This window comes from Curtobacterium sp. UNCCL20, assembly GCF_900101675.1.
In the GTDB taxonomy this organism is placed as follows: domain Bacteria; phylum Actinomycetota; class Actinomycetes; order Actinomycetales; family Microbacteriaceae; genus Curtobacterium.
The window spans coordinates 159133-171618 of record NZ_FNKG01000001.1 but is presented as its reverse complement, the minus strand read 5'-3'; the positions used below and the strand labels follow the sequence as shown (position 1 = coordinate 171618).

Here is a 12486-nt window from a genome sequence, read left to right as displayed (position 1 = left end):
TGGTCGCGGCATGGCAGAACATCGGCGCGGAGCGAACCTCCCGTCGATCGGCGGGTTCAACCGCACCGTCGTGCTCGACGCGGTGCGCCGCTCGCCCGACGGACTGAGCCGCGTCGAACTGGCGTCGCGGACGGGCCTCAGCGCCCAGACGGTGTCGAACGTCACCAGGTTCCTCATCGAGGCGGGGATGATCGCGGAGTCCGGCACGGTCGTGTCCGGTCGCGGCAAGCCCCGCACGATCCTGCGGCTCGAGGCCGGCAGCCGCTACGCCGTCGGGGTGCACGTCGACCCCGCCGTCGTCACGTACGTGCTGCTCGACCTCGCCGGCACGGTCATCGCCGCGACCACCACCTCGACGCCGACCGCCGACGACCCGTCCGAGGTCGTCCGGACCATCGCCGACGCGGTCGACGGGCTCGTCAGCGAGGCGGACGTCGACGTGGACGCGGTCCTCGGGGTCGGCATCGCCAGCCCCGGACCGATCGACGTCGACGCCGGCGTGGTGCTCGACCCGCCGTTCCTGCCACGGTGGCGGGACGTCCCGCTGCGGGACGCCCTCGCCGACGCGACCGGCTACCCGGTGCTCCTCGAGAAGGACGTCACCGCCGCGGTGGTCGGCGAGATGTTCCTGGCGGGGGAGTCGTCGGCGCGGAACTTCGCCTTCGTGTACTTCGGCACCGGCTTCGGCGTGGGGCTCGCCGTCGACCACGAACCGGTGCGCGGCGTGGGGTCGAACGCGGGGGACGCGGGCCACATCATGGTCGACCAGGGTGCCCTCGCGGGGACACCGGACGGCTCCGGGACGCGGGGCGAGGTCGGGGCCGCGGTGGCGCCGGACCGTCTCGTGCAGATCGCCCGGTCGCGGGGGCTCGCCCTCGGCGCAGGCGCAGGCGCAGGTGCGGGCGCAAGCGCGGGCGCAGGTGCGGGCGCAAGCGCGGGCGCAGGCGCGGGCGCAGGTGCGGGCGCGGCCGGGGGCGTCGGCGACGTGCAGCCGGACGGCGTCGCAGCGGTGGACCGGGCGTGGGATGCACTCGGCGCGGCGATCGACGCCGGGGACCCGGTGGCGATCGGACTCGCGCAGGACGCCGGCACGGTGATGGGCAACGCGGCCGTCCTCATCGTGAACCTGCTCGACATGGACCGCGTGGTGTTCGGCGGGCCGTTCTGGTCGCGGGTCGCCAGTGCTGCACTCCCCGCGGCGCGGACGGCGATCGTCGACTCGCCGCTGCTCGTGCCGAAGCACCCGGTCGTCGTGACCGAGAGCGACCGGGGGGCCGACGTCGCAGCGGTGGGCGCAGCCTGCCTCGTGCTCGACGCCGCGCTGTCGCCGCGGGCGAGCGCCCTGCTCATCCGGCGCTGACGCGAGCGCGCGCCGCACCGGGCGCCGATCTGCGGCGCTGACGGGAGCGCGCGCCGCACCGGGCGCCAACCCGCGGTGCTGCCGCCTGCCGTGGCGGCGACCGCCATCGGGCAGCTACCCGCGTGACGGACCCGAGCCGTGCCTCCCGGCCGTCGTCCGGCGACACCCGTCGTTCACCCCGCCGCCACCGTCCGGACGCCCGGATGCTGAACAGTCGTGCAGGTCCCCCGAACGAGAGAGACCCTGCATGCACCCCCGTGCCCTGCGCCTCGGCGCCACCATCGCGGCCGGCCTCGTCGTCGCCGCCGGCGTCCTGACGACGACGCCCGCCTCCGCCGCCGTCGGCGATGACGACCCGACCGTCGGCGCGGCCGCCGCGAACGGCCTCGTCGTCAACGAGGTCGAGACGAACGGCGACGACCACGACTGGTTCGAACTCAAGAACACCTCGGGGGCGTCGATCGACCTCAGCGGGTACGCGGTGCTCGACAGCGACAGCACCCACGACCCGTACGTCCTGCCCCAGGGGTCCACGGTCGCCGCAGGCGGGTACTTCGTCGTGAACGAGCTGACCACCACGGCTCCGGGCTTCGACTTCGGGCTCGGCAGTGCCGACACCGTCCGCGTGTACGACCCCTCGGGCGCCCTCGTTCTCCGCTACGCCTGGACTGCCCACGCCGCCGTGACGTGGGGACGCTGCCCGGACGGCACCGGCGCGCTCGTCGACACCACCGCCTCGACGAAGGGCACGGCGAACGACTGCTCCTCGCCGGTCCGCATCAACGAGGTCGAGTCGCAGGACGGCGACCCGGGGGACTGGGTGGAGCTGACGAACACCGGCACGAGGACGGTCGACCTCGGCGGGTACGTGTTCCGCGACAGCGAGGACACCGCCGACCACGCGTACACGATCCCGGCCGGCACCACGCTCGCTGCCGGCGGTTTCACGGTGATCGACGAGGCCTCCTTCGGGTTCGGCCTCGGCAAGGCGGACTCGGCACGGCTCTTCGACGCACACGGGCAGCTCGTCGACTCGTACTCGTGGACGGCGCACGCCGCGACGACGTACGGCCGGAACCCGGACGGCACCGGGGCCTTCGCCGAGACCGCCTCGCCGACGAAGGGTGCCGCGAACCGGTTCGCCGGCGTCGTCACCGCCGAGGCCTGGCCCGGCGGACCGGACGAGACCGTGCTCGACGACGAGGACACGTTCACGGGCGACCTGAGCGGCATCGACTGGACGACGTCGCGGGCCTCGGCGGACGGCCAGCTGTGGGCCGTGCAGAACGGCGACGGGCTGCTCTACCGCATCGTGTCGGACGGGAAGGGCGGCTGGACGCCGTCGAACGCCGCGGGCGTCGACCTCCGCTACGCCGACGGCTCGGGTACGCCCGACGCCGAGGGGGTGACGGTCACCGCCGACGACCCCGGCGCCGTCTACGTCTCCACTGAGCGTGACAACGACGTCTCGAAGTCGAGCCGCCCTGCGGTCCTGCGCTACGCCACCACCGACGGGTCCGAGCGGACGCTGAACGCCACGGACGAGTGGAACCTCGCCGCGGACTTCCCGGGGCTCGGTGCGAACGCCGGCCTCGAGGGCATCACCTGGATCCCGGACTCCTGGCTCACCGCGCACGGCTTCACCGACGCGCACACGGGTGCCGCGTACTCGCCGTCGACCTACGCCGGGCACGGTGACGGCCTGTTCTTCGTCGGGGTCGAGGGGGCCGCGAGCGTGTACGCCTACGCCCTGATGGACGACGGCTCGTTCCAGCGGGTCGCCACCATCGCGACACCGTTCAGCGTCGTCGCGGACGTGCAGTTCGACCCGACGCTCGACGCGCTCTGGGTGGTCTGCGACGACGCGTGCTCCGGCCGCACCGCCCTGTTCGAGGTGACGAAGGGGTCGTTCACCGCTGCGACCGTGTACGAGGCGCCGTCGAAGGCCGACCGCACGCTCGCCAACGAGGGCTTCGCGATCTCCGGAGTCTGCGCGGACGGGGAGCGTGCCACCTTCTACGCCGACGACAACGACACGGACGGGTTCTCGCTCCGCACGGGGACGTACCCGTGCACGGACGACGGTGGGACCACGCCGACCCCGGGTGGCGGTGGGTCCACGCCGACTCCGACGCCGACGCCGGGTGGCGGTGGGACCACGCCGACGCCGGGTGGCGGTGGGACCACGCCGACCCCGACGCCGTCCGCGCCGGCACCGGTCGTCGACACGGCACCCGTCGCACCGTCGGAGTCCGCGCTGACGGACGCGAACCGCGGCAGCGTCTCGGCACCGGCGTCGGCTCGTCCGGGCGAGACGGTCACGATCACGGTGGGCACCGAGCACGCCGGCGAGCGGGTGGACGTGTGGATGTTCTCGACGCCGACCCTGCTGGGAACGGTCACGGTCGCTGCCGACGGCAGCGTGTCCGTGCGGATCCCGACGGACGCCCCGGCCGGTGAGCACCGCCTCGTGGTCACCGCCGCGGACGGCACGATCCTCGGCTGGACGACGATCACGATCGACCCGGTGACGGGAGCGCTCGCGTTCACGGGCGCGGACCTCAGCGCGGGCATCGCCGCGGCGCTGCTGCTGCTTGCGGCGGGCATCGGCGTGCTCGTGGTGCGGCGCCGTCGAGTGGGTCGCGTGGTCGAGTAGCCGGGCGCGGACTCGGGGCGACATCGTCGCTGTCGGACGACATCGACGATGTCGCAACGAGTCGTGTCGGAGCCGGCCACGGGCTCGGCGCCGCCGCCAGGTGACCAGCGGACGGCCTGGAGGCGCGGTGCCAGCCCGTCCCGCGCCTCCAGGCCGTCGGGCGGGCACCTCGCGGAGCCGGCCACGAGCGGGCCACGCGGCCGGGATCGGCCCGCGCGAGCGGGCACGCGGCCGCGTTACGGTCGGATGGTGAGCATCGAGATCCTCCGGTACACCGCCTTCGCCGCCGAGCCCGGGGGCGGGAACCCCGCGGGCATCGTGCTCGACGCAGCCTCGCTGAGCGCCGACGAGATGCTCGCGATCGCCCGGCGGGTCGCGTACCCCGAGACCGCGTTCGTCGTCGGGCGGACCCCCACCGGTCCGCACGTGCGCTACTTCTCGCCCGCGGCCGAGGTGCCCTTCTGCGGCCACGCCACGATCGCGACGGCCGTTGTCCTGGCGGAGCGCGAGGGACTCGGGCGCAGGGTCTTCACGACGGCTGCGGGCGACGTCGCACTCGAAGCGACGGCCGCGCCGGACGGCAGCGTCCAGGTCGCGATGACGAGTGTCGAACCGGACTCCCGGGCGATCGACCCGGGCTTCCGCGACCGGCTGTTCGCACTGCTCGGCATGGTCCCGGACGACATCGCCGAGGGGTTCCCGGTGCGGGAGTCCTTCGCGGGCAACTGGCACCCCGTGCTCGTCCTGCGCGACGAGGAACGCTTCCACCAGTTCCGCTTCGCGCCCGAGACCCTCGCCGAGCTCATGGTCGAGGCGGGGTGGACCGGCACCGTCACCGTGCTGCACCGGACCGGGGAGCTCGAGTACGAGGCACGCAACCTGTTCCCGGTGGGCCGCCTCACCGAGGACCCTGCCACCGGTTCGGCCGCTGCGTCGACCGGGGCGTACCTGCGCGAGGTCGGAGCGGTATCGCCCGGAGACCGCGTCGTCATCCGACAGGGGCGCCACGTCGGGCGGCCGAGCGTGCTGCTCGTCGACGTGCCGGCGTCCGGCGGGATCACGGTCACGGGCGGCGCGACGCCGATCGCGGGCTTGCCCGCCGTCTGAGCACGCACCGCACCGGGCTGCGCGGCGCCGCGGCGCGGCGGCCGCGCACCGTGCCGCGTTCGCCATGCCGTGCCGGGTTGATGGTCCGGTGCGGCGCCAGAAGCGCGCACGGGGTCGACAACCGCGCACGGGCTGACGACGTGCGCACCGTGCCGCGTTCGCCATGCCGGGCTGGGCTGCGCGGCGCAGCGGCCGCGCACGGTGCCGCGTTCGTCAGGCCGTGCCGGGTTGATGGTCCGGTGCGGCGCCAGAAGCGCGCACGGGGTCGACAACCGCGCACGGGCTGACGACCCGCGCACGGTGCTGCGTTGCGCGACGCGCGCACGGTGCGCACTGGAGGCTCGTGGCGGGCTGGCACCGTGCCTCCCGTCCGACGGCTCGTCGCCACCACCGCGCCCGCCACCACGGCCACCACCGCCACGACCACCGCCACCGCCACCGCCACGACCGCCACCACCGCGCCCGACGCGCCTGACCGGTTCACGAACTGTGACCAACCGTCACGAAGATCTTCTTGACAGCATTAAGTCCATACGCTGGACTAAGTGTGCGCGCGGGCGACGAAGCCCGCGGTCCTCACCCGTGCAAAGGAGCACCGATGAAACGCACCCGCATCATCGCCGGACTCGCAGCCGTGGCCGTCGCCGCGGTCGGTCTGGCTGGCTGCTCGAGCTCGGGGTCCGCCTCGAGCGACACGATCAAGATCGCGTACCAGAAGTTCGGTGCCTTCCAGCAACTCGACGCCCAGATGAAGGTCGTCAAGAAGGAGTACGAGAAGGAGAACCCGGGCAAGAAGGTCGAACTCGTGCCGATCCAGGCGCAGGAGAACGACTACTACACGAAGCTCGCGCTGATGAACAAGGCGCCGGCCACCGCCCCGGACGTCATGTACGAGGACACCTTCCTCATCAAGGCCGACGCGCAGGCCGGCTACCTCCTCCCGCTCGACAAGTACACGGCGAAGTGGAAGGACTGGAGCCAGTTCTACGACAACGCCAAGCAGGCCGGTGAAGGCGTCGACGGGAAGACCTACGGCATCCCGATGGGCACCGACACCCGGGCCCTCTGGTACAACAAGGACATCTTCAAGAAGGTCGGCCTGCCGGTCCCGTGGCAGCCGAAGACGTGGGACGACGTGCTCGCCGCCGCGAAGACCATCAAGGAGAAGGACCCGGGCGTCATCCCGTTCAACCTCTACTCGGGCAAGCCCCAGGGTGAGGCCTCCACGATGCAGGGCTTCGAGATGCTCCTGTACGGGGCGGACGGCTCCGGCAACACGCTCTACAAGGACAAGAAGTGGGTCACGGGTTCGAAGCAGTTCCAGGACTCGCTGCAGTTCGTGAAGGACGTCTACCAGGGTGGCCTCGGCCCGACACCGCAGCAGGCGCTCGACACGAACGTCGGCACGACGATCGCGCAGACCTGGCTCCCCAAGGGACAGCTCGCGATCGACCTCGATGGGTCGTGGCAGTCCGGCACGTGGCTGAAGTCCGGTACCGCCCCCTGGGCTGACTGGAACAAGGTCATGGGTCAGGCGCCGATGCCGACGCAGAACGGCCAGGACCCGGGCTACAACTCGATGTCCGGTGGCTGGACGCTCGCGGTCGGCAAGAACTCGAAGAACCCGCAGGCCGCGTTCGACTTCATCTCGACCTTCCTCAACCAGAAGGGGTCGCTGAAGTACGACATCGAGAACAGCCAGATCGCGGTCCGCAAGGACGTCGCCGAGGACCCCACGTACGACGCCTCGAACCCGACGTTCAAGTTCTTCTCCGGGCTGGTGGAACACACCAACTTCCGCCCCGCCACGAGTGACTACTCCCAGGTCTCGAACGCCATCCAGGTCGCGATGGAGTCCGTGATGACCGGGCAGCAGACCCCGAAACAGGCGGCAGCCGCCTACGACTCCTCCGTCACCGGAGTGGTCGGGAAGAAGAACACCGTCTCCGGTTGACGGAACCGGTGCCCTGACGGTCACGAGTGACCTGATGGTCACCACCTGACGGACGGGAGGCGCGGGTCGTCCTCGCCCCGCGCCTCCCGTCCGACTCCACCCACCTTCGGAACCCCCTCCGCACCCGGAAGGCATCCACCGTGTCCAGCACCCCCCTCGCGCCGACGCTGTCGGCGCCCGGTGCGCCCAAGCGCACCGACCCGCCGGTCCCGCGCAAGCGGAGGCCGCTGCGGAACGCGGGACGAGCGGTCCCGCTCCTCCCCGCCGTCGTCCTCCTCGTCATCTTCCTGCTCGGCCCCGTCATCTCGTCGTTCTACGGGTCGTTCACCAACTCCGCCCTCACCGGCGCCGGCGCCGCGAACCAGCAGTTCGTCGGCCTGAAGAACTACGTCGAGCTCTTCCAGGACCCGGACTTCCCGAAGTCCGTCATCCTGACGATCGTCTTCCTCATCGCATCCGCCGTGGTCGGCCAGAACGTCCTCGGACTCGGGCTCGCCCTCCTCATGCGGAGCGCGAACAAGGTGATGCGCAGCATCGTCGGCACGTTCGTCGTCGCCGCCTGGGTGCTGCCGGAGATCGTGGCGTCGTTCGCCGCGTACGCGTTCTTCAACGACAAGGGCACGCTCAACGAGATGCTCGCGTCGATCGGCATCAGCGGGCCGAACTGGCTCTACACGTACCCGATGCTCGCCGTCATCCTGGCGAACATCTGGCGCGGCACCGCCTTCTCGATGCTCGTGTACTCCGCCGCCGTGCAGGAGGTCCCCGAGGAGATCACCGAGTCGGCCGAGGTCGACGGCGCCCAGGGCTGGCAGCGGCTCGTCTACATCACGCTGCCGGTCATCCGCCGCTCGATCTCGACGAACCTCATGCTGACCACGCTGCAGACACTGTCGGTGTTCACGCTCATCTACGTGATGACGGCCGGCGGCCCGGGCACGAACTCGTCGACCCTGCCGATCCTGGCGTACCAGGAGGCGTTCAAGTTCTCGCAGCTCGGCTTCGGGACGGCGATCGCCACGATCCTGCTCATCGTCGGCGCCGTCTTCTCGATCATCTACATCAAGGCACTGAAGCCGGAGGTGGACTGATGGCACTCACTGCTGACCGTCCCGTGTCGAACGCCACCCGTTCGGTGACCGCACCCGGCGCCCTGCACATGACCTCCCCACGCGGGCGGACCATGCGGTGGGTGTCGAACATCGTGCTCGGCATCATCGCGCTGTGCTTCGCGGTGCCGCTGCTGTGGCTCGTGCTCGCCTCGGTCGACTCGGACGCATCGCTGTCCGTGAAGATGCCGAGCCACTTCACGCTCGACAACTTCACCAAGGTGCTCACGCCGGACCTGGCGTTCATCCCGCTCGCGAACAGCCTGCTCATCTCCGGCGGCACGGCGCTCGTCACCGTGGTCTTCGCCCTGCTGGCCGCCTACCCGCTGTCCCGCTACAAGATGCGCGTCAACAAGCCGTTCCTGTACGGGATCCTGTTCGGCACCGGCCTGCCGATCACCGCGATGATGGTGCCCGTCTACGCGCTGTTCGTGTCGCTCAACCTCATCGACAACGTGTGGGGCTGCATCTTCTTCCTCGCCGCGACGTCGCTGCCGATGGCGATCTGGATGGCGAAGAACTTCATGGACTCGGTCCCGATCTCCCTCGAGGAAGCGGCCTGGACCGACGGCGCCTCGATGATGACCACGCTGACGCGCATCGTCGTGCCGCTGATGCGCCCGGGCATCGCCGTGGTGTTCATCTTCGTGTTCATCCAGGCGTGGGGGAACTTCTTCGTCCCCTTCGTCCTGCTGCTCTCGCCCGACAAGGTGCCCGCCGCGGTGAGCATCTTCAACTTCTTCGGGCAGTACGGAGCGGTCGCGTACGGGCAGCTCGCCGCGTTCTCGATCCTCTACTCCGTGCCCGTCATCGCCCTCTACGTGATCGTGTCCCGCGGCCTCGGCGGCGGCAACGCCCTCGCCGGTGGCATCAAGGGCTGACGCCGGCCCGTCCTCCTCCGCACCCCGCGTCCTCCTCCGCACAACACCGGTGTTCGTGCGACGCGCACGCACATGACGCGGTTCGACCCGCGAACACCGGTGTCCCGCGAACCGAAAGGAACCACTTCCATGCACCACGACGAACCACTCGTCGAAGCCCGGATCGCCCGACTCGTCCGGGACCGGATCGACCCGGCGGTCCACCGCCGGAGCGCCCCGGTGACGATCGACGCTTGGCAGGTCCCCGACGAGCCCGTCCCGTTCGACGTCGCGAAGGGCGCCGACTACGAGCCGTTCGCGGTCGGCGGGTCCTGGGGTGGAAAGCCCTGGGGCACCACGTGGTTCCGCGTCCGTGGGACGGTGCCGGAGGACTTCGGGACCGCGCCGGGCACCACCGTCGAGCTGCGCGTCGACCTGGGCTTCACGAAGCGGCAGCCCGGGTTCCAGGCCGAGGGGCTCGCCTGGCGTGCGGACGGTTCGACGATCAAGGGCATCGAGCCGCGCAACGACACACTGCCGATCGAGGTCGGCCCCGGTGGCTCGTTCGAGGTCTGGGTCGAGGCCGCGGCCAACCCGGACATCGGGGGCGACCACTTCCAGGGCGCCACCCCGCTCGGGTCGAAGTCGACCGCGGGCTCGAAGCCGATCTACAAGCTGCGCGCGCTGGAGATCGTCGAGCGCGACGACACCGTCTGGGAGCTGCAGCAGGACTTCTGGGTGCTGCGCGGCCTGATGGCCGAACTGCCCACCGACGGCACCCGCGGTGCGGACATCCTCCGCGTGCTCGAACGCGCTGCCGACGCGGTCGACCCGGACGACGTCGCCGGCACCGCCGCGGCCGCGCGCGAGGTCCTCGCCCCGGTCCTCGCCGTCCCCGCCAGCGCTGCAGCCCACCGCGCGATCGCCGTCGGCCACGCCCACATCGACTCGGCGTGGCTCTGGCCCGTCCGGGAGACCATCCGGAAGTGCGCCCGCACGTTCTCGAACGTCCTCGACCTGATGGACCAGGACCCGGACTTCACCTTCGCGTGCTCGTCCGCGCAGCAGTACGCCTGGATCCGTGACGGCTACCCGTCGATCTGGGCACGCATCAAGGAGCGCGTCGCCGAGGGCCGCTGGATCCCCGTCGGCGGCATGTGGGTCGAGTCCGACACGAACCTGCCCGGCGGCGAGGCGCTCGCCCGCCAGTTCGTCGCCGGCAAGCGCCTCTTCCTCGAGGAGTTCGGCATCGACACCCCCGAGGCCTGGCTCCCCGACTCGTTCGGCTACTCGGGCGCCCTGCCCCAGATCGTCCGCGCCGCGGGCTCGAAGTGGTTCGTCACGCAGAAGCCCTCGTGGAACGAGACGAACGTCATCCCGCACACCTCTTTCCACTGGGAGGGCATCGACGGCTCCCGGGTCCTCACCCACTTGCCCCCGGCGGACACCTACAACTCGGACGTGTCGCCCGCCGACCTGCACCGCGGCGAACGGGGCAACAAGGAGCGCGGCGTCGCGAACACCTCGATGCTGCTCTACGGCTTCGGTGACGGCGGCGGCGGACCCACCCGTGAGATGGTCGCGGCCGCCCGACGCCAGCACGACCTCGACGGCTCGCCCCGGGTCGACCTCGGCACCCCCGCGCAGGTCTTCGAGGAGCTCGAGCAGGCACTCCCCACGCCCGCCGTGTGGTCCGGCGAGATGTACCTCGAGTTCCACCGCGGCACCTACACGTCCCAGATCCGCACAAAACAGGGCAACCGGCGCTCCGAGCACCTCCTCCGCGAAGCCGAGCTCTGGGCCGCCACCGCCGCCGTCCGGCTCGGCCTCGACTACCCGTACGAGGAGCTCGAGGAAGCCTGGCACACCGTCCTCCTGCAGCAGTTCCACGACATCCTGCCCGGCTCCTCGATCGCCTGGGTCTACGAGGTCGCCGAGGAGAACTACGCGAAGGTCGCCGAGGTGCTCGAAGGGCTCATCGGCAACGCGACGACCGCGCTCGCGAACGGTGGCGCTGCGGCGCTCGCCGGGGTCGGCGCGTCGTCGACGTCCCTCGCCGGCGGCAGCTCCGTGCTGGACGCCCCGTCGTCGGACGCACTCGGCGGCAGCGCCACGGTCGGCACCGTCGTCCGCTTCAACGCCTCCCCGGTCACCGCGGACGGCGTGAGCGGGCTGGGTGGTGCGCCCGTCGACGCGGCCCGACCCGTGCCTCCCGTCCGGAACGGCGACCACTTCGTGTTCGACACCGGCGTCGTCACCGCGACCGTCGACGCATCCGGCCACGTCGTGTCCCTCGTCGACCACGCGACCGGACGCGACGCCGTCGCGCCGGGAGCCGCCGCCGCCGAGTACACCGTGTTCCGCGACACCCCGAACCAGTGGGAGGCGTGGGACATCGACCGCGCGTACCAGCGCAGCGGCACCGTGCTGTCGGCGTCGTCCGTCGACGTGTCCGGTGACGAACTCGTCGTCGTGCGGCCCTTCGGCTCGTCGTCGATCACCACGCGCTACTCGGCCGTCGCCGGGCAGTCCGAGCTGACCATCGTCACCGAGGTCGACTGGCACGAGCACCAGAAGCTCCTGAAGCTCGCCTTCCCCCTCGACGTCCGAGCCGCATCGGCATCGAGCGAGATCCAGTTCGGGCACATCGACCGGCCGACCCACCAGAACACCTCGTGGGACATCGCCCGCTTCGAGACCAGCGCCCACCGCTGGGTGCACGTCGCCGAGCCGGGCTTCGGCGTCGCCGTCGCGAACGACTCCACGTACGGGCACGACATCACCCGGACCACCCGTGCCGACGGCGGGACGACGACGCTCGTGCGCGAGTCGCTCCTGCGGGCACCGACGTTCCCGGACCCGAACGCCGACCAGGGACACCACGTGTTCCGGACGGTGCTGCGCGTCGGCTCCTCGGTGCTGGACGCGGCGGACTCCGGGTACCGGCTGAACCTGCCGGTGCGCACGGTGGCCGGGTCGTCCACGGTCGAGCCGCTCGTCACGGTGTCGTCGCCGCAGGTGTTCGTCGAGGCGCTGAAGCTCGCCGAGGACCGCTCCGGGGACGTGGTCGTCCGGCTGTACGAAGCCTCCGGCGGTCGAGCGACCGACGTCGGCGTCGACTTCGGGTTCGACGTCGCCTCGGTCGAAGCGGTCGACCTGCTGGAGCGCCCGGTCGGGGACTCGTGGGAGGCGGGGGAGCCGGTCGTGCTCACCCTCCGGCCCTTCGAGATCGTGACACTGCGGGTGCGGCGGGCCTGAGGCAGCGGGCCCGCCGGGGAGACCGCGGCGCCGGACGGGACACGGGTGCGTTCCGTCCGGCGTCGTGCTTCGCGGGCGGGGGGGGGGCGCTGCCGTTTCGCGCGTAGGAGGCTGAATCGCGCGTAGGAAGTTGAATCGCGCGTAGGAAGCAGGTTCTTCCTGCTCACGACGCGCGATTGCGC

7 protein-coding genes are annotated in these 12486 nt (G+C 71.3%); all 7 read left to right on the top strand.

The features are described 5' to 3' along the window. Positions 1-10: 10 nt before the first annotated feature. Complete coding sequence (locus BLT36_RS00830) at positions 11-1360, top strand: ROK family transcriptional regulator (RefSeq protein WP_092091095.1); 1350 nt, start codon at positions 11-13, stop codon at positions 1358-1360. A 247-nt stretch (positions 1361-1607) separates the two neighbouring features. Next, positions 1608-4016 (top strand): lamin tail domain-containing protein, encoded by a 2409-nt coding sequence (locus BLT36_RS00825; RefSeq protein ID WP_092091093.1) that lies wholly within the window; start codon positions 1608-1610, stop codon positions 4014-4016. Between the two features lie 246 nt (positions 4017-4262). Next, entirely contained in the window at positions 4263-5123 is an 861-nt protein-coding gene (locus BLT36_RS00820) for a PhzF family phenazine biosynthesis protein (RefSeq protein ID WP_175529430.1), read from the top strand. 598 nt (positions 5124-5721) lie between these two features. After that, positions 5722-7077, top strand: a complete 1356-nt coding sequence (locus BLT36_RS00815; protein WP_092091091.1) for an extracellular solute-binding protein — start codon at positions 5722-5724, stop codon at positions 7075-7077. A gap of 227 nt (positions 7078-7304) precedes the next feature. Continuing rightward, positions 7305-8168, top strand: coding sequence for a carbohydrate ABC transporter permease (locus BLT36_RS00810; protein ID WP_254787479.1), 864 nt, complete (start codon positions 7305-7307; stop codon positions 8166-8168). Next, a complete protein-coding gene (locus tag BLT36_RS00805) occupies positions 8168-9067 on the top strand; it encodes a carbohydrate ABC transporter permease (protein WP_175529429.1) in 900 nt (299 codons plus the stop codon). Before BLT36_RS00810 ends, BLT36_RS00805 begins: the two co-directional genes overlap by 1 nt. A 129-nt stretch (positions 9068-9196) precedes the next feature. Continuing rightward, positions 9197-12304 carry an alpha-mannosidase gene (locus BLT36_RS00800; protein ID WP_092091087.1) on the top strand — a complete coding sequence of 1036 codons (3108 nt, stop codon included), beginning with the start codon at positions 9197-9199 and terminating at the stop codon, positions 12302-12304. Positions 12305-12486 lie beyond the last annotated feature (182 nt).

What these genes read in the sequence shown, in the direction of transcription:
- BLT36_RS00830 (WP_092091095.1), top strand. Translation starts at nt 11, where the DNA reads ATGGCAGAACATCGGCGCGGAGCGAACCTCCCGTCGATCGGCGGGTTC.
- BLT36_RS00825 (WP_092091093.1), top strand. Translation starts at nt 1,608, where the DNA reads ATGCACCCCCGTGCCCTGCGCCTCGGCGCCACCATCGCGGCCGGCCTC.
- BLT36_RS00820 (WP_175529430.1), top strand. Translation starts at nt 4,263, where the DNA reads ATGGTGAGCATCGAGATCCTCCGGTACACCGCCTTCGCCGCCGAGCCC.
- BLT36_RS00815 (WP_092091091.1), top strand. Translation starts at nt 5,722, where the DNA reads ATGAAACGCACCCGCATCATCGCCGGACTCGCAGCCGTGGCCGTCGCC.
- BLT36_RS00805 (WP_175529429.1), top strand. Translation starts at nt 8,168, where the DNA reads ATGGCACTCACTGCTGACCGTCCCGTGTCGAACGCCACCCGTTCGGTG.
- BLT36_RS00800 (WP_092091087.1), top strand. Translation starts at nt 9,197, where the DNA reads ATGCACCACGACGAACCACTCGTCGAAGCCCGGATCGCCCGACTCGTC.